The sequence below is a fragment of the Aeromonas dhakensis genome, assembly GCF_002285935.1.
GTDB classification, from domain to species: Bacteria; Pseudomonadota; Gammaproteobacteria; order Enterobacterales; family Aeromonadaceae; genus Aeromonas; species Aeromonas dhakensis.
Map to the genome: position 1 here is coordinate 1,623,841 of NZ_CP023141.1, position 18,107 is coordinate 1,641,947.

Below are 18,107 nucleotides of genomic sequence, written 5' to 3' on the forward strand. Positions count from 1 at the left end.
CCTTATACAACCGGGGTCAGCCGGGAGTGGCTGGCGGGAACGGCGCTGCAGGCCGCCGCGTACTGGCGCAGCACCTCCTGCACCTGATCGAGAATGAGGTCGTGAACCCGGGGCGACAGCGTGCCCTGGCGCACCTTGCGGTATTGCAGCGGCAGGTGCTGGCTGAGCAGCGGCAGGGGAATGGGTTCGGCGGCCAGGTTGGCCAGCAGCCGGGCGTAACAGTCATCGACCCGGCTGTCGGGCCAGTAGTAGCGAATGCGATCGGAGTAGCTGTAGCCGCGGGCCAGCCGGCACTCGTTGGGGCTGCCCTGATAGTGGCTGCGCCAGAAGTCGGGGCGATCCAGCATGGTCTCTTCCAGCACCTGGCGCAGGCCCGAGCAGGCCTTGGCCACCACCAGCTCCTCCTCGATGGCGGCGAGGGCAAACAGCGCCTCGCGCAGGGCGAAGGTGAGGGCGGGGCCGACCTTGAGGATGGCGAAGTGATCGCGCACCAGCTGGTGGTAGGCATCCGGGGTCTGGTAATCGGTGGAGTGGGCCTCGAACACCAGATGGGGATAGGCCTCGATCATCCGGCTCAAGGGGGCGGCCCGCTCGGGGCGGTAGTCGATGACGTGGGTGTGGTCGAACTCCACGCCGGGTTGTACCACCAGACCGATCACCCGCGGCCAGAGCTGGGCCAGCCCGGCCTGCTCGAAGGCCTGCTGGTGGGCGGCCAGGGTGTGGCGCGCCGCCTCAGGCGTGGTGACCGCCAGCTCGGCCAGCTCTTCGTGGGCACCGCCCGGTACCGGCACTTCGGTGCCAATCACATAGACCAGGTCGCTGTGGCCAAACTGCCGGATGGCGGTCTGCTCGGCCACGTTTGCCAGTCGGGCGGCGCGCGCCGCCACCAGCTCGTCGGTCAGCGGCACCGGATCCCCCTGGCAGGACATGCTGCAGTCGAGGTGGATCTTCTTGAAGCCGGCCGCGACATAGCTGGCGACGAGATCCTCGGCGTGGGCCATGGCCTGTTCGGCGGGTTCGCTCTGCCAGCGGTTGGGGCCGAGGTGATCCCCACCCAGTACCAGCCGCTGCACGGGAAAGCGGCACTCGGCGGCGAGCCGGTGCAGCAGGTCGCGAAAATCGGCCGGTGTCATGCCGGTGTAGCCGCCAAATTGATCCACCTGATTGGAGGTGGCCTCGACCAGCAGCAGCTGGTCTCCTTGCGCCGCCAGTCGCAGGGCCGCCTCCAGTACCAGCGGATGGGCGGAGCAGACGGCGTAGATCCCGACCTGCTCCCCCTGCTTGTGTTGTGCGACCAGATCCAGCATTGATTTCATTTCCCTCTTCCTCTTGGCCTGAACAGGATGTGTTGCTTTCGATTTCTTTCTTTACCCTAGGCGTACGGCGTTCGAAACGAAATAAAAGCGTGTTCACATCTTGAGCAAGATCACAAAAAGAAATGAATCGAAAGTTTTTTCGCTGCTTAAGGGAGTCTGACGGCACTTTTCAATTCAATGAAAGCTTGATTTGCCATCGAGGCTGAGTGTTAATAGGGAAACGTAACGAAGTGAAAGCTCTACTTTCACCACAGGACTCCGGCAGAGAGACTATGCAAATCACCGAAAAGAGCGTGCTCGGCACCAGCGAGCGACGGGAGCGCATCATTCAACAGCTGCGCAGCAATGGCAGCGTTCAGGTCAACGAGCTGGCCGGCCACTATCAGGTATCCACCGTCACCATCCGCAACGATCTGGCATTTCTGGAGAAACAGGGGGTGGCGGTGCGCGCCTACGGCGGTGCCCTGTTGTGTGAATCCGGCCAGCCGGTGGCCGAGCGCACCATCGCCGACAAGAGCGTGCTCAACACCCCGGTCAAACAGCGCATCGGCGCCATGGCGGCGAGCCTGGTGCAGCCGGGTTGTCGCCTCATTCTGGACTCGGGCACCACTACCCTGGAGGTGGCGCGCCACCTGCGCGATCACCAGGAGATAGTGGTGATGACCAACGGCATGAACGTGGCGAACGCCCTGCTGGAGGCGGAAGGGGTAGAGCTGCTGATGACGGGGGGCCATTTGCGCCGCAAGTCGCTCTCCTTTTACGGCGCCCAGGCGGATCTCTCCTTGCAGAACTATCACTTCGATCTGCTGTTTCTCGGGGTGGATGGCATCGATCTGGAGCGCGGCGTCAGCACCCATCACGAAGACGAGGCCAGGCTCAACCGCTGCATGTGCCACGTGGCCGAGCGGATCATCGTCGTGACCGACTCCAGCAAGTTTGGTCGGCTGAGCCTGCACAAGATCGTCGATACCCGGCGCATCCACACCCTGATCACCGACGACGCCATTGCGGCGGAGACCCTGGCCGGTCTGCGTCAGGCCGGGATAGAGGTGCTGCTGGTGGAGGCCTGAGCCTGCAATCGACTGAGAATGCGAAAGAGGGACGCCGTGGCGTCCCTCTTTCGTGGTCTGGGGCGAAGCTCAGCGTTGCGCGGGAAAGTAACGCTCGAGCAGGGCTGTCAGGATGGCCTGGCTCTCGGCATCCGGTTCACCGCTGACCAGGGCGGGCCGAAAGTGGAGCTGAAAGGCGCGCAGGGCGGCGCGGCTCTGCTCGTCCCAGTTGCCGCTCGGGGTTACGCCATAGCCGTAGCTGGCCAGCCGTTGCTGCCAGCCGAGGGCATCCCAGGCCGGCGCCGGCTGCTGGCGCAGCTCGGCCAGCCGGGTCTCATCGGGCCAGGCGCCCACCCCGTAGTGCAGGGCCAGCTCGCGCCAGGGGAAGTGGGGACCGGGATCCTGCTTGCGCTCGGGGGCGACGTCGCTGTGGGCCAGCACCTGGGTGGGGGGGATCTGGTAGCGCTCGACCAGCTCGCGGGTGAGGGCGCCGAGGGCGGCTATCTGTGCCCGGGTGTAGGGTTGCCAGCGCCGCTGGTGGGCGGGCAGCAGCTCATCTTGTGGCGGGTAGCCGAGGTTGACGATCTCGATGCCAAGGGAGCTGGCATTGAGCCCCGTATACTGGTGCCAGCGGCTGCGGCCGGCATGCCAGGCGCGCCGGTTGTCGGGCACCAGCTGGTAGACCGGCAGCGGCCGCTTATCGGTATCGCGCGGGATAAGGTAGTGGGCGCTCACCTGATGGGCCGGCTCGGTCAGCAGGCGCAGGGAACGCTCATCGTCTTCATCCGTGTAGTGCAGGATCAGAAAGGCGATGCGCTCGTTCTGGCTGGCGCTCTGATGGTCGTTGTTGAGCCGATAGGGGGCTGGCTGACAGGCGCTCAGCAGCAGGGTGAGGCAGAGGGCATACCAGTGCCGGCAGTCGCCCCATGGCCGACGGCGCCCACCCACCGCCAGCAGGCGGGATGATGGTGAGCGCAGACGCCGGCCCATGGTTCAGCCGCGATACTTGGCGGTGAGGCCGATGAGGAAGTTGCGCAGGATCTGATCCCCGCAATCCTGGTAGTGCTTGTGGTCCCGTGAGCGGAACAGGGCGCTCAGCTCGGACTTGGAGAGGTTGAAGTTCGCCAGCTTGAGGGTGGCGAGCATCTCCTCTTCCTTGAAGTTGAGGCCGATGCGCAGCTTGCGCAGGATCATGTTGTTGTTGATCCGGTTCGGGATCACCTGGGGCGGTGCATCTTCCCGCGCGCCGCGGCGCACCAGGATCAGGCCGTCGAGGAACTGGCTCAGGGCCGAATCCGGGCAGGCGGCAAAGCCAGCCTCCTGCACCTCACCCTCTTCTGCCTCTTTCATCAGCCAGCCGTGCAGCTGGGCGTGGGTGACGGTCAGGTTGCCCTTGGCGAACATGTCGACCATCTGGTCGTTGCTGATGCTGAGGGCGTAGCGCAGGCGGCGCAAAATATCGTTGTTGGTCATGTCGACTCCTGTGGAAACGGCGCAACTTTACCATCTGGCGGGGCCCGCGTCAGAAAAAGCGGACCACCGGGTCAGGCGAGGTAGCGGGGAGCCTCCTGGCGCACCTGCTCCATCGCATCCTGCAGCTCCAGCAACTCGGGCTCGAGTTCGGCCACCGCCACCCCGTCCCGCAGCTGCTGCTCCAACTGGGAGAGCAGCCGCTGCAGGCGAGGCACCCCCGAGTAGGCGCAGCCGCCGTTGAGGCGATGGAGCTGGGCCAGCACCTCGCTGTCCTCCACCTGGCCGGCGAGCGCCGCCTCCAGCACCGGATCCACCTCGTCGAAACTGGTCATCAGCATGGTCAGCATCTCCTTGGCGAGATCCAGCTTGCCCGCCGCCTGGCGCACCGCCAGCGACCAGTCGATCTGCTGGCTGGCGTGATTCTGGTGGCGACGATGGGCGAAGTCGGTGATGAGCTTGGCCAGCATGGCCTCGTCGATGGGCTTGGCCAGGTAGTCGTCCATGCCCTGGCGGATCAGCCGCTCCCGCTCGCCGGGAATGGCGTGGGCGGTGACCGCGACGATGGGCGTCTCGGTGTTGAGGGACTGGCTGCGAATAGCTTGGGTGGCGCTGATGCCGTCCATGATCGGCATCTGGATATCCATGAAGATGATGTCGAACGGCTGGCTCTGGGCCAGTCTGACCGCCTCCTTGCCGTTCTTGCACACCACCACCTGGCTCACCATCTCCTTGAGCATGGCGGCGATCAGCTTGAGGTTGGCGGCGTTGTCGTCCACCGCCAGCACCTTGATCTCCTGCACGCTGCGCGGGGAGGGCTCTGGCAGCGGGGCGCTGCGCGCCGCCTCGGGGGAGAGCAGGGCGTGCAGCAGCTTGCGGTGGTTGATGGGTTTGGAGAGGCAGTGCTGGGCACCGTGGGCCAGCATGGCCTCGTAGAGCGAAGGCTCGTGGCTGCTGAGCAGCACTATGGTGTTCTGCTGGCCATCCAGCCCGTCGAGGCGCGCCACCACTTGCTGCGGGCTGTGCTGGGTGCCGCTGCCGATGATCACCATGTCCTGGCTGCTCATCTCGGGCCAGGGGTCGTCGCCGGTCAGGGAGTGCACCTGCAACTGCCACTCCGCCAGCAGGGCGCAGATGGCGGAGTGGCTGAAGGGATCCGGCTCCAGCAGCCAGACCCGCTTGCCCTGGATGCGATCCAGCGGCAACCGGTCAGTCTGGGGCAGGGGGGAGACCTCCAGATCCAGGCTGAAGGAGAAGACAGATCCCTTGCCGAGTTCCGATTCGAATCGGATCTGCCCCCCCATCTGCTGCACCAGCTTCTGGGTGATGACGAGGCCCAGGCCGGTGCCGCCATAACGGCGGGAGATGGAGGAGTCGGCCTGGTTGAAGGCCTGGAACAGCTGGCGCTGCTGCTCTTCCGAGATGCCGATGCCGGTGTCGCGGATCAGCACGTTGAGCCGCACCTTATTGCCGCTGAGGCTGCCGGTCTGCTCGATGCGCACGTCCACGTTGCCGCGCTCGGTAAACTTGATGGCGTTGCCGGTGAGGTTGGTCAGCACCTGCTGCAGGCGCATGGGGTCGCCGGTGAGGTAGTCCGGCACCTCGGCATCCACCTGCAGGGAGAGCTCCAGCTGCTTGTCGTGGGCGCTGGGGCCGAGCAGGTGCATGGTCTCGTTGAGGGTGTCGCGCAGGCTGAAGGGGATGTGCTCCAGCTGCAGCTTGCCCGCCTCCAGCTTGGAGAAGTCGAGGATGTCGTTGATGATGCCGAGCAGGTTGCGGGCCGACTTCTCGATGGTCTGCATGTAGTCGGTCTGGCTCGGGGTCAGGCTGGTCTTGAGCAGCTGGCGGGTAAAGCCGATGACCCCGTTGAGCGGGGTGCGCAGCTCGTGGGACATGTTGGCGAGGAACTCCGACTTGACCCGCGCCGCCTCCTGCGCCCGCTTCTTGGCCATGTCGAGCTCGACGTTCTGGATCTCGATCTGCTCCAGCGTCTCGCGCAAGTCGGAGGTGGCCTGATCGATGTTCTGCTGCATCTCTTCGTGGTATTCCGAGAGCGCCTTGGCCATGGCGTTGATGCCGTTTTTCAGCATGTCCAGCTCGCCGGTGAGCTGACCGCTGACCCGGGTGTCGAGCCGTCCCTCCCTGATCTTGTGCACCGCCTGCACCATGTCGGTGATGGGTTGGGTCACGCTCTTGACCAGCCGAAAGCCGAACAGGGTGCTGAAGGCGATGCCGATGAGCACCATGATCACCGCGAAGAAGGTGTCGCGGTACTGCAGGATCATGGCCCGGTCTGTGGTCATCTGCATGGAGATGTAGCCGATCATCGGCGGCTCCACGTCGCTCGGCAGCGGGAAGCCGTCCATGCTGGTCTCGGCCTGGATCGGGGTGCGCAAGATGATGTCGTCGCCATAGAGGGTGACACTGGTGAGCTCGGGGATCTGGCTGCCGTCCGGCAGCCGCAGCCGGGTGAAGTCCCTGTGGTAGTTGGACGTCACGAACAGCTGGTTGTCCTGGGTGAAGACGGCGATGGACTTGATGAGCGGCGAGTTCTTGCGGTGGGTGAGGCCGATCAGCCGCTTGAGCGATTCGCGGCTGTGCTGGGTCATGCCGTATTCACTGGCGATGGCCAGCGGCTCTATGATGTTGATGCCCTGATCGATCAGGTTGTTTTCCAGCTGCTGATAGCGGTGGAAGGTGAAATAGCCGGCCATCAGGCCGCCGATGATCAGGGTCGGCAAGATGGTAAAGGCCAGCACACGCGCCCGAAGGCCGTATTTGGTCATGCGGATGATCCCCCGAAGAGCAGGGTTGGCAATGGCGTAAACGAGCGGGTGCGGGCCCACAGGCCGTATTTGGTCATACTATTATTCTTGTGGGACAATAGCCTGCTGCAGATTCCACAATCATGACATAGCCACCTATAGGCACCAAGTTTTATGGCCCAGTTTTTCAAGCCCCAAAAGAAATCCACCCAGCCCCAACGTATTGAATTTACGGTAGACAGCCTGGATCACCACTGCGTCGGGATCGGCCGCCACCAGGGCAAGGCGATCTTCATCGAAGGGGCGCTGCCCGGTGAGCAGGTCAAGGCCCGCATCCTCGAAGACAAGAAGCAGTATGCCCACGCCGCCCTGCAACAGGTGGTGACTCCGGCGGCCAATCGCATCGCCCCCTTCTGCAGCCACTACCGCGAGTGTGGCGGCTGCAGCGCCCAGCATCTGGCTGAGGCGGATCAGCGCGCCGCCAAGGAGGCCGGCCTGGTCAGCCTGTTCGAGCGGCTCGGCAACATCCAGCCTCCGGCGCTGGAGCCCGTGCTGGGCGGAGAGTCCCGCGCCTATCGCCGGGTCTGCCGGCTGGCCATCAAGTTTGACAAGAACGGCCGCTGCACCCGGGTGGGCTTTCGTCGCCGTCAGTCCAACGATCTGGTGGAGATCAGTGGCTGTCCGGTGCTGGCCGAACCGCTCTCCGCGCTGATCGCCCCGCTGCGCGAATGCCTCAACCGCCTCAAGAGCCAGCGTGAGCTGGGCCATGCGGAGTTGATCCAGGCCGAGCAGGGGATCCTGATGCTGCTGCGCCATACCGGCCGACCGACCGAGGCGGATCGGGCTCAGCTGATCGAGTTCGCCAAGGTGCAGGGGATCGACCTCTATCTGCAGGCGGCCGACGAGCAGATCGAGCCGCTGCACCAGCAATTTGCGCCCTCCTACTCGCTGGATGGCCTGTCTCTTGCATTCGCTCCCGGTGACTTCATCCAGGTCAACGGCCCGGTCAACCAGCGCATGGTGGAGCAGGCGCTGAACTGGCTCGAGGCGGGCAAGGATGACAAGGTGCTCGATCTCTTCTGCGGCATCGGCAACTTCACCCTGCCGCTGGCCCGTCAGGCCCGCGAAGTGGTGGGGGTGGAAGGGGCGCTGGCCATGGTGGCCCGTGCCGAAGAGAACGCCCGTCGCAACGGCATCGAGAATGCACGTTTCTACAAGGCGGACCTGAGCGGCGACATCGCCGGCATGTCCTGGGCGCGGGAAGGGTTCGATCTGGTGCTGCTGGATCCGGCCCGTCCCGGTGCGTTCGAGGTGATGGAGCACGTCGTGAAACTTTCACCCAGACGGGTGGTCTACGTTTCCTGTAATCCGGTCACCCTGGCGCGCGACAGCCAGGTGCTGGTGAAAGGGGGCTATCGGCTGGTGCGCCTCGGCATGCTCGACATGTTCCCGCACACCGGCCACCTGGAGTCCATGGCGCTGTTCGAGCGCAAATAGACGGGCGGTGATGGGCAAAACGGACGTGGTGACGGTGCCATGAAAGGGCAGCCGTCAGCTGACGATGGTGGCGTCCATAACGCTGTCTGGGCAGGCATGATTGGGGTAATCTAGACCCTTGTAAATCGGCAGGGCCTGGCGGAGAACTCTATTGTTTTTCTTGACAATATGCCTTGAAAAATTCTCCGCAGATCCCCATTTGAGGCAATCTCATGAGGGGAGGGGGCGACAGCCTTCGGCCCAATAATTTAAAGGATTGATACCATGGTTGCGGTTCGCGATATTCATTTGAAAGATAACTTCACCCTGGAGGAGTGGGTCAGCTCGCTCACCCTGAGTGACAGTGACAAGGATCAGCTGCGAACCGTCTACCAGTACTGTCTGACGCTCGGTGACGAAGCGCTCACCAACCGGCTGCTGGTGCGCGGGGTCGAGATGGTGGGCATCCTGCTGATGCTCAGCATGGATCTCGGCACCCTCAAGGCCGCCATCATCTACCCCTTCGTCGAAGCCGGTCTCATCAGCCAGGAGCGGATGGACGAGGACTTCGGTCCCAAGATCGCCAAGCTGGTGGAAGGGGTGCTGGAGATGGAGGCTATCCGCTCCCTGCAGACCCTGCACCGCAGCGAAACCTCGCCGGAGCAGGTCGACAACGTGCGGCGCATGCTGCTCGCCATGGTCGAGGATGTGCGCGCCGTGGTGATCAAGCTGGCGGAGCGGATCGCCTGCCTGCGGGAGGCGAAGAAGGCGGATGAAGAGACCCGGGTGCTGATGGCCCAGGAGATCACCAACATCTACGCCCCGCTGGCCAACCGGCTCGGCATCGGTCAGCTCAAGTGGGAACTTGAAGATCTCGCCTTCCGTTATCTGCACCCGGATACCTACAAGCAGATCGCCAAACAGCTCGACGAAAAACGGCTCGATCGGGAGCGCTACATCCGCGAGTTCGTGCAGTCCCTGCGCGATGCCCTGAAAGAGGCGGGGGTCGAGGCCGAAGTCTACGGCCGGCCGAAACACATCTACAGCATCTGGCGCAAGATGCAGAAGAAGCACCTCGAGTTCAACGAGCTGTTCGACGTGCGCGCGGTGCGGGTGGTGACCAAGCGGCTGCAGGATTGCTATGCGGCGCTCGGCATCGTTCACACCCATTTCCACCACATTCCCCGCGAGTTTGACGACTATGTCGCCAACCCCAAACCCAACGGCTACCAGTCCATCCACACAGTGGTGGTGGGGCCCGAGGGCAAGACGGTGGAGATCCAGATCCGTACCGACCAGATGCACCAGGACGCCGAGCTCGGAGTGGCGGCCCACTGGCGCTACAAGGAAGGGGCTCAGGCCGGTGGCAAGGCCAACAACTTCGAAGACAAGATCGAGTGGCTGCGCAAGCTGCTCGCCTGGCAGGAGGATCTCTCCGAGAGCGGTTCCCTGCTCGAGGATCTGCGCAGTCAGGTGTTCGAGGACAGGGTCTACGTCTTCACTCCGAAAGGGGATGTCATCGACCTGCCGGCGGGGGCCACGCCCCTCGACTTTGCCTATCACGTCCACAGCATGATCGGCCACCGCTGCATCGGCGCCAAGATCGACGGCCGCATCGTGCCGTTCACCTATGCGCTGCAGACCGGCGATCAGGTGGAGGTGATCACCCAGAAAGAGCCGAACCCGAGCCGCGACTGGATGAACCCCAACTCGGGTTTCCTGCGCTCCAGCCGGGCGCGGGCCAAGGTGGCCACCTGGTTTAGAAAGCTGGATCGGGACAAAAACATCGTCGCCGGGCGCGAGTTGTTCGACAAGGAGCTGGATCGCCACAACCTCAGCATGGCCAAGATCGACAAGGGCAACATGCTGCGCCGCTTCAATCTGGAGAGCACCGACGATCTGCTGGCCGGCATCGGCAGCGGCGACATCCGCATCAACCAGGTGATCAACTACCTGGACACCTGCTACAACAAGCCGACGGCGGAGGAGGAAGATCGCCGCCTGCTGGAGAAACTGGAGCAGAAGGCCAACGCGCCGTTCCGCCACAAGCCCAAGGATCACATAGTCGTGGAAGGGGTGGGCAACCTGATGACCCACATCGCCCGCTGCTGCCAGCCGATCCCTGGGGATGCCATCCAGGGTTTCATCACCATGGGCCGCGGCGTATCCATCCACCGGGAGGATTGCGAGCAGCTCAAAGAGCTGTCGCGCCGCAACCCGGAGCGGTTGATCGACGCGGTATGGGGGGAGAACTACTCCGGCGGTTACGGTCTCACCATCCGCATCCTCTCCAACGACAGGTCCGGCCTGCTGCGCGACATCACCACAGTGCTCGCCAACGAGAAGATCAACGTGATGGGGGTGCGCTCGCGCTCCAACGTGCGCGAGCAGACCGCCGAGATCGACATGGAGCTGGAAATTTACAACATCAACGCCTTCAACCGGGCGTTGGCCAAGCTCAGCCAGCTCAACGACGTGATCAGCGCCAAGCGCCTCTGATCGTACACAACACTGCACTCGTGACCGACCGCCAGGTCGGTCACTGTTTTCTCCCGGTAGCATCAAGAAAAGCGAATATCCCATGTCCCAACGTTACGACCTGCCCCAACTGCTCGCCATCATGGCCAAACTGCGTGACCCGAACGGGGGCTGCCCCTGGGATCTCAAGCAGAGCTTCCAGACCATAGTGCCGCACACCCTGGAGGAGGCCTACGAGGTGGCCGACGCCATCGAGACCGAAGATTGGCAGGGGCTGAAAGGGGAGCTGGGGGATCTGCTGTTCCAGGTGGTGTTCTATGCCCAGCTTGGCAAGGAGCAGGGGCTGTTCGACTTTGCCGACATCGTCGACACGGTGAGCGAGAAGCTCATTCGTCGCCACCCTCATGTCTTCTCCGATGCCGACCTCGGCGACGAGCAGGCGGTGAAGGTGAACTGGGAGGCGGAAAAGGCCAAGGAGCGAGCGGCGCTCGACAAAGAGAGCGTGCTTGACGACATCCCCCTCTCGCTGCCGGCCCTGACCCGCGCCGCCAAGATCCAGAAGCGCTGCGCCACCGTCGGTTTTGACTGGAAGACGCTTGGCCCTGTGGTAGACAAGATCCACGAGGAGATCGACGAGGTGATGGAAGAGGCGCTGATGGCCGACGTGGATGAAGAACGGGTGAGCGACGAACTCGGCGATCTGCTGTTTGCCACCGTCAATCTGGTGCGTCATCTGGGCAAGGATCCGGAGCAGGTGCTGCGGGGCGCCAACGCCAAGTTCGAACGCCGCTTTCGTCAGGTTGAACAGTTTATCGCCGCGGAAGGGCTGAAAATGACCGACTGCAGCCTCGAGAAGCTGGATGCCGCCTGGGTCAAGGCCAAGGAAACCGAACAAAGTTGATTTGGCGCAAGATGGGAGCACCGGGAGCCTGATAGATTTTTGTTCATTGTTTGGGAGAGGGGGTTTTGGTATACTGTTTCCCCGTCCTGCTTCATCCCCGAAGCACCCCTTAAAATTCCCTAAACTTCTTTCAGGTTCAGCATGACGACAAAATATATTTTTGTAACTGGTGGCGTTGTTTCATCCCTCGGCAAAGGCATTGCCGCAGCTTCTCTGGCAGCCATTCTGGAAGCCCGTGGTCTGGATGTGACCATCATGAAACTGGACCCCTATATCAACGTGGATCCGGGCACCATGAGCCCGACCCAGCACGGTGAAGTGTTCGTAACCGAGGACGGGGCCGAGACCGATCTGGACTTGGGCCACTACGAGCGTTTCATCCGCACCAAGATGACCCGCCGCAACAACTTCACCACCGGTCGCATCTACGCCGACGTGCTGCGCAAAGAGCGCCGCGGCGACTATCTGGGCGCCACCATTCAGGTGATCCCGCACATCACCAACGCCATTAAAGAGCGGGTGATTGCCGGTGCCGAAGGCCATCAGGTTGCCATCGTCGAAGTGGGCGGCACAGTGGGCGACATCGAGTCCCTGCCGTTCCTCGAAGCCATTCGTCAGCTGGCTGCCGAAGTGGGTCGCAACAACGCCATGTTCATGCACCTGACCTTGGTGCCTTATCTGGCCGCCGCCGGCGAAGTGAAGACCAAGCCGACCCAGCACTCCGTGAAGGAGCTGCTCTCCATCGGTATCCAGCCAGACGTGCTGATCTGCCGTTCCGACCGCGCCATTCCGGCCAACGAACGTGCCAAGATCGCCCTGTTCTGCAACGTGCCGGAGCGTGCCGTCATCTCCATGAAGGACGTCGACTCCATCTACAAGATCCCGGCGCTGCTGAAATCCCAGAACCTGGACTCCTACATCACCGAGCGCTTCGGCATCGAGTGCAAGGAGGCCGATCTGGCCGAGTGGGAACAGGTCATCTATGAAGAGGCCAACCCGACTGCAGAAGTGACCATCGGTATGGTGGGCAAGTACGTCTCCCTGCCGGATGCCTACAAGTCCGTCAACGAGGCGCTCAAGCACGGCGGCCTGAAGACCCGCCTCTCCGTCAACATCAAGTACATCGATTCACAGGACATCGAGACCCGTGGCGCCGAGCTGCTGGAAGGTCTGGACGCGATCCTGGTGCCGGGTGGCTTCGGTGAGCGCGGCGTGGAAGGCAAGATCCTGGCGGCCCAGTATGCCCGCGAGAACAAGATCCCCTATCTCGGCATCTGTCTCGGCATGCAGGTTGCCATGATCGAATTTGCCCGCAACGTGGCCGGCATGACCGGGGCTCACTCCTCCGAATTCAAGAAAGATTGCGCCTACCCGGTAGTGGGTCTCATCACCGAGTGGGTGGATGACGAAGGCAACGTCGAGACCCGGACCGAGAAGTCCGATCTGGGCGGCACCATGCGTCTGGGTTCCCAGCTCTGCCATCTGGTGGAAGATTCCAAGGTGCGTCAGATGTACGGTAGCCCGACCATTTACGAGCGCCACCGTCACCGTTATGAAGTGAACAACAAGCTGCTGCCGCAGATCGAAGCAGCGGGCCTGAAAGTGACCGGTCTCTCCGCCGACAAGAAGTTGGTGGAAATCATCGAGATCCCGGATCACCCCTGGTTCGTGGCCGCGCAGTTCCACCCGGAGTTCACCTCGACTCCTCGTGATGGCCACGCCCTGTTCGCCGGTTTTGTGAAGGCGGCGGGCGAGTATCAGAAGCGTAATCTGAAGTAATTGAAAATAAATGCGGTTGGGGCCCTGTGCCACAGCCGCTTTTTTTGGCATATTTTTGTTGTTTTTTTACGAAACCTGAGGAAATACACATGTCCAAGATCGTTAAAGTGATCGGTCGTGAAATCATCGACTCCCGTGGTAACCCGACCGTTGAGGCCGAAGTTCACCTGGAAGGTGGTTTTGTTGGTATGGCAGCCGCTCCGTCTGGCGCGTCCACCGGTTCCCGCGAAGCGCTGGAACTGCGTGACGGCGACAAGAGCCGTTTCCTGGGTAAAGGCGTGCTGAAAGCCCTCGAAGCCGTCAACGGCCCGATCGCTCAAGCGCTGCTGGGTAAAGATGCCAAGGACCAGGCCACTGTCGACCAGATCATGATCGACCTCGACGGTACCGAGAACAAATCCAAGTTCGGCGCCAACGCCATCCTGGCTGTTTCCCTGGCCAACGCCAAAGCTGCCGCTGCTGCCAAAGGCATGCCGCTGTACGCCCACATCGCCGAGCTGAACGGCACCCCGGGTGTCTACTCCATGCCGCTGCCCATGATGAACATCATCAACGGTGGTGAGCACGCCGACAACAACGTCGACATCCAGGAGTTCATGATCCAGCCGGTTGGCGCCAAGACCCTGAAAGAAGCCGTTCGCATGGGCGCCGAAGTGTTCCACAACCTGGCCAAAGTGCTGAAGTCCAAGGGCTACAACACCGCAGTTGGTGACGAAGGTGGTTTCGCTCCGAACCTGAAATCCAACGCCGAAGCGCTGGAAGTGATCGCCGAAGCCGTTGCTGCTGCCGGTTACAAGCTGGGCACCGACGTGACCCTGGCCATGGACTGCGCTGCTTCCGAGTTCTACGACGCAGAGAAGAAAGAGTACAACCTGAAAGGCGAAGGCCGTGTCTTCACCTCCAACGGTTTCTCCGACTTCCTGGAAGAGCTGACTGCCAAGTTCCCGATCGTCTCCATCGAAGACGGCCTGGACGAATCTGACTGGGAAGGCTTCGCCTACCAGACCCAGAAACTGGGCAAGAAAATCCAGATCGTGGGTGACGACCTGTTCGTAACCAACACCAAGATCCTGAAGCGCGGTATCGACAACGGCATCGCCAACTCCATCCTGATCAAGTTCAACCAGATCGGTTCCCTGACCGAAACTCTGGCTGCCATCAAGATGGCCAAAGACGCTGGCTACACTGCCGTCATCTCCCACCGCTCCGGTGAGACCGAAGACGCGACCATCGCCGACCTGGCCGTTGGTACCGCTGCTGGCCAGATCAAGACCGGTTCCATGAGCCGTTCTGACCGTGTTGCCAAGTACAACCAGCTGATCCGCATCGAAGAAGCCCTGGGTGCCAAGGCTCCGTTCCGCGGTCTGAAAGAAGTGAAGAACCAGGCTTAATCGTCGCCTGTTCTCCTGCTTCACAAAGCCCCGCCATCCGGCGGGGCTTTTTCGTCTGTGTCACCCCCATCCCCGGATTCTGCATTTTTTGTTCCGACCGAACCCATCCGGGACACAGGCTTTCTTTTGTCTTGCCTGCGAATATGGGAAACTAGGCCGCTTGAAGGAGACTCAGTGCATGCGGCTACTCACTCTTATCCTGCTCTTCCTGTTGGGAGGGCTTCAATACGACCTCTGGCTGGGGAAGAATGGCCTGTCTGACTATCGTGAGCTGTCCGATGCCATCACCCGGCAGCAGCAGGACAATTTGGTACTCAAGGATCGCAACAACCTGATTTATCGCGAGATTGATGACCTGACCTCGGGTCTGGAAGCCATCGAGGAGCTGTCGCGCAACGATCTTGGCTACATCAAGCAGGGCGAGACCTTCTACCGCATCATTCCCAAGGACAAAGACAAGGGCTCCAGTTCCGGAGACGCAGCCTACGATGACTGATCATCACAGCGGACTGACCGCCATCGTGCCGGCCGCCGGCATCGGCAGCCGGATGGGGGCCGAGTGCCCGAAACAGTATCTGCAGCTGGCGGGCATGGCCATTCTGGAGCACACCCTAACCCGGCTGCTCTCCCACCCGGCTATCGGTCAGGTCATAGTGGCGCTGGCTCCCCATGACCGCTGGTTCGACACACTGGCCGTGGCCGCCGATCCGAGGATCCTGCGAGTGGAAGGGGGCGCCGAACGCGCCTTCTCCGTGCTCAATGCGCTGCACGTGGCGCAAGGGGAGTGGGTGCTGGTGCATGACGCCGCCCGTCCCTGCCTGACCCACGGCGATCTCGATCGCCTCATCGCCACCGCCATGGCCTGTGGCGGAGCCATCCTCGGCAGCCGGGTGCGCGACACCATGAAGCGCTCCGACGCCGCCGGCAACATACTCGCCACCGTCGAGCGCGAGGAGCTCTGGCACGCCCTGACCCCGCAGATGTTCCCCACCGGCCCCCTCAAGCGGGCGCTGGAGGAGGGGCTGGCGCTGGGTGCCACCATCACGGATGAGGCCTCCGCCATGGAGCGGGCCGGCTTCCCGGTGCGGATGGTGGAAGGGCGGGCCGACAACATCAAGGTGACCCGGCCGGAGGATCTCTCCCTGGCGGGGCTCTATTTGCAGCAACAGGACGCGTGCCGGCCGGCGCGACCCGATTCACCCACAGAGGAGCTGGCATGATCCGGATTGGACATGGTTTTGATGTACACAAGTTTGGCGGGGTTGGCCCCTGCATGCTGGGCGGGGTGGCGGTGCCGTATGAACAGGGCCTGCTGGCTCACTCCGATGGTGATGTGGTGCTGCATGCGGTGAGCGATGCCCTGCTGGGGGCCATCGGCGCCGGCGACATCGGCCGCCATTTCCCCGATACCGCGGCCGCATTCAAGGGCATCGACAGCCGCATCCTGCTGCGGGACGTGTTTGCCCGGGTGCAGAAGGCGGGTTATGCCATCGGCAATCTGGATGTGACCATCATCGCCCAGGCGCCCAAGATGGCGCCCCACATCGATGCCATGTGCACCGTGCTGGCCGCCGATCTGCAATGTGATTTGAACCGGGTGAACGTCAAGGCGACGACCACCGAACAGCTTGGATTCACGGGGCGCAAGGAAGGGATCGCCACCGAAGCCGTCGTCTTACTGGTGAAACAATAATGCTCGAACAACTGGCCTACCTGCACGGGGCGCCCACTGCCCGTGGCATCCTCAAGGCGCAAGCCGCCGACTTCGTGGTCAATGAAGATCTCGGGTTTGACCCCTGCGGCGAGGGTGAGCACATCTTCGTCCAGGTGCGCAAAACCGGCGAGAACACCGCCTGGGTGGCGGGCCTGCTGGCCGATGCGGCCGGGGTTGCCCGCAATGCGGTGACCTGGGCCGGGCTGAAAGATCGCCACGCGGTGACCGAACAGTGGTTCGGTATCCACTTGCCGGGCAAGGCAGAACCGGACCTCTCGGTCATCGAGAGCGACAGCATCCGGATCCTGCAAGTGAAACGCCACAACAAGAAGCTGCGGGTCGGCTATCTCAAGGGCAACCACTTCACCCTGCGCCTCACCGCGCTGGAGCAGGCCGACGGGCTGGAGTCCCGCCTGCAGGCCATCGCCGATCAGGGCGTGCCCAACTACTACGGCGAGCAGCGTTTCGGCCGCGGTGGCAACAATCTGGAGGCCGCCAAGGCGATGTTCGCCGGCAAGCGGATCAAGGATCGCAACAAGCGCTCCCTCTACCTCTCCGCCGCCCGCAGCATGCTGTTCAACGCCATCGTCAGCGCCCGCATCGAGCAGGGGCTGGCCCATCAGCTGCTGGCTGGCGACTGCGTGATGCTCAAAGGCAGCCACTCCATCTTCAGCGAAGAGAGCGTGACGCCCGAGCTGGAGGCGCGTCTCGCCTCTGGCGACGTGCAGCTCACCGCGCCCCAGTGGGGGCGTGGTCGCTCTGCCAGCCAGGGCGCCGCCGCCGAGTTCGAGCAGGCGGTGCTGGCGCCTTATCACGATTGGTGCGAGGGGCTGGAGAAGGCGGGGCTGGATCAGGATCGCCGCCCCTTGCTGCTCAAGCCGCAGGCCATGAGCTGGCAGCTGGAGGGGGCCGTGTTGACCCTGTCGTTCTTCCTGCCGGCCGGGGCGTTTGCCACCAGCGTGGTGCGCGAGTTAATGCAGGCCGAAGAGGCCGATCATGGTTTCAGGAATCAGTCCGATGAGAATTCTGGTCAGTAATGACGACGGTGTGCATGCCGAGGGCATCCGTGCCCTCAGCGAGGCGCTGGCCGCCTGTGGCGAGGTCATCGTGGTGGCGCCGGATCGCAATCGCAGCGGGGCGAGTCACTCCCTGACGCTGGAAGTACCGCTGCGGGTCACCCGCATCGCCGAAACCGGATATCATGCGGTGAAGGGAACGCCGACCGATTGCGTGCACCTGGCCGTCAACGAGCTGGTGCGCCCGGAACCCGACATGGTGGTGGCCGGTATCAACCACGGTGCCAACCTGGGGGATGACGTCATCTACTCGGGCACGGTGGCGGCTGCGACCGAGGGGCGCCACCTTGGATTCCCCTCGCTGGCCATCTCGCTGGTAGGCAAGACCCATTTCTCCACGGCGGCCCACTACGCGGCCCTGCTGGTGAAAGGCATGATGGTGCACCCGTTGCCTGCCGATCAGATCCTCAACGTCAATGTGCCCGACCTGCCCCTCGACCAGATCAAGGGGATCAGGGTGACGCGCCTTGGCAACCGCCACCGGGCGGAGTCGGTGATCTGCACCGAGGATCCTCGCGGTCAGCCCATCTACTGGATCGGCCCCCCCGGCAGCCAGCAAGATGCGGGAGAAGGCACGGATTTCGCCGCCATCGAGCAGGGCTACGTCTCGATCACCCCCCTGACCATCGATATGACTGCCTACAGCAGTCTGGCGGGGCTGGGGGCTTGGTTGGACCTGCAGGGATGAAGGT

The 18,107-nt window shown here is 62.8% G+C and carries 15 protein-coding genes; 11 read left to right on the forward strand and 4 right to left on the reverse strand.

What is annotated here, in order from left to right:
- Positions 1 to 2: 2 nt before the first annotated feature.
- Positions 3 to 1,316, reverse strand: coding sequence for a tagatose-bisphosphate aldolase subunit KbaZ (kbaZ, locus tag CK627_RS07995; protein ID WP_026459032.1), 1,314 nt, complete (start codon positions 1,314 to 1,316; stop codon positions 3 to 5).
- Between the two features lie 272 nt (positions 1,317 to 1,588).
- Between kbaZ and CK627_RS08000 the strand changes: the two genes are divergently transcribed.
- Entirely contained in the window at positions 1,589 to 2,386 is a 798-nt protein-coding gene (locus CK627_RS08000; protein ID WP_017764749.1) for a DeoR family transcriptional regulator, read from the forward strand.
- A gap of 69 nt (positions 2,387 to 2,455) precedes the next feature.
- Here CK627_RS08000 and CK627_RS08005 read toward each other — a convergent pair whose 3' ends face one another.
- The 3 genes from CK627_RS08005 to barA all read right to left on the reverse strand — a co-directional run bounded on the left by CK627_RS08005 (position 2,456) and on the right by barA (position 6,621).
- Positions 2,456 to 3,355 (reverse strand): N-acetylmuramoyl-L-alanine amidase, encoded by a 900-nt coding sequence (locus CK627_RS08005; protein ID WP_095592074.1) that lies wholly within the window; start codon positions 3,353 to 3,355, stop codon positions 2,456 to 2,458.
- A 3-nt stretch (positions 3,356 to 3,358) separates the two neighbouring features.
- A complete protein-coding gene (locus CK627_RS08010) occupies positions 3,359 to 3,838 on the reverse strand; it encodes a YehS family protein (RefSeq protein ID WP_005309414.1) in 480 nt (159 codons plus the stop codon).
- A gap of 71 nt (positions 3,839 to 3,909) precedes the next feature.
- On the reverse strand, positions 3,910 to 6,621 hold the full coding sequence (barA, locus tag CK627_RS08015; protein ID WP_024941396.1) for a two-component sensor histidine kinase BarA: 2,712 nt from the start codon (positions 6,619 to 6,621) through the stop codon (positions 3,910 to 3,912).
- 153 nt (positions 6,622 to 6,774) lie between these two features.
- On the opposite strand from barA, the gene rlmD reads away from it, so the two are divergent.
- The 10 genes from rlmD (at position 6,775) to surE (ending at position 18,103) form a co-directional block, all read left to right on the forward strand.
- On the forward strand, positions 6,775 to 8,097 hold the full coding sequence (gene rlmD / locus CK627_RS08020; protein ID WP_095592075.1) for a 23S rRNA (uracil(1939)-C(5))-methyltransferase RlmD: 1,323 nt from the start codon (positions 6,775 to 6,777) through the stop codon (positions 8,095 to 8,097).
- A gap of 264 nt (positions 8,098 to 8,361) precedes the next feature.
- Positions 8,362 to 10,575, forward strand: a complete 2,214-nt coding sequence (relA, locus tag CK627_RS08025) for a GTP diphosphokinase (RefSeq protein ID WP_005309420.1) — start codon at positions 8,362 to 8,364, stop codon at positions 10,573 to 10,575.
- Positions 10,576 to 10,657: 82 nt separating this feature from the next.
- Positions 10,658 to 11,455 (forward strand): nucleoside triphosphate pyrophosphohydrolase, encoded by a 798-nt coding sequence (gene mazG, locus CK627_RS08030; protein ID WP_042051154.1) that lies wholly within the window; start codon positions 10,658 to 10,660, stop codon positions 11,453 to 11,455.
- Positions 11,456 to 11,596: 141 nt separating this feature from the next.
- Positions 11,597 to 13,234 carry a glutamine hydrolyzing CTP synthase gene (pyrG, locus tag CK627_RS08035; protein WP_017764743.1) on the forward strand — a complete coding sequence of 546 codons (1,638 nt, stop codon included), beginning with the start codon at positions 11,597 to 11,599 and terminating at the stop codon, positions 13,232 to 13,234.
- 89 nt (positions 13,235 to 13,323) lie between these two features.
- Positions 13,324 to 14,625 carry a phosphopyruvate hydratase gene (gene eno, locus CK627_RS08040; protein ID WP_005309426.1) on the forward strand — a complete coding sequence of 434 codons (1,302 nt, stop codon included), beginning with the start codon at positions 13,324 to 13,326 and terminating at the stop codon, positions 14,623 to 14,625.
- 178 nt (positions 14,626 to 14,803) lie between these two features.
- Complete coding sequence (ftsB, locus tag CK627_RS08045; protein WP_005309428.1) at positions 14,804 to 15,121, forward strand: cell division protein FtsB; 318 nt, start codon at positions 14,804 to 14,806, stop codon at positions 15,119 to 15,121.
- Positions 15,114 to 15,845: a 2-C-methyl-D-erythritol 4-phosphate cytidylyltransferase gene (gene ispD, locus CK627_RS08050; protein ID WP_095592076.1), complete on the forward strand. Its 732-nt coding sequence runs from the start codon at positions 15,114 to 15,116 to the stop codon at positions 15,843 to 15,845. Before ftsB ends, ispD begins: the two co-directional genes overlap by 8 nt.
- A complete protein-coding gene (gene ispF / locus CK627_RS08055; RefSeq protein WP_095592077.1) occupies positions 15,842 to 16,318 on the forward strand; it encodes a 2-C-methyl-D-erythritol 2,4-cyclodiphosphate synthase in 477 nt (158 codons plus the stop codon). Before ispD ends, ispF begins: the two co-directional genes overlap by 4 nt.
- The gene (gene truD, locus CK627_RS08060; RefSeq protein WP_095592078.1) at positions 16,318 to 17,376 is read left to right on the forward strand and encodes a tRNA pseudouridine(13) synthase TruD; all 1,059 of its coding nucleotides are present in this window, start codon (positions 16,318 to 16,320) and stop codon (positions 17,374 to 17,376) included. Before ispF ends, truD begins: the two co-directional genes overlap by 1 nt.
- A complete protein-coding gene (gene surE / locus CK627_RS08065) occupies positions 17,357 to 18,103 on the forward strand; it encodes a 5'/3'-nucleotidase SurE (RefSeq protein WP_043170413.1) in 747 nt (248 codons plus the stop codon). Before truD ends, surE begins: the two co-directional genes overlap by 20 nt.
- The last annotated feature ends 4 nt before the right edge of the window (positions 18,104 to 18,107 follow it).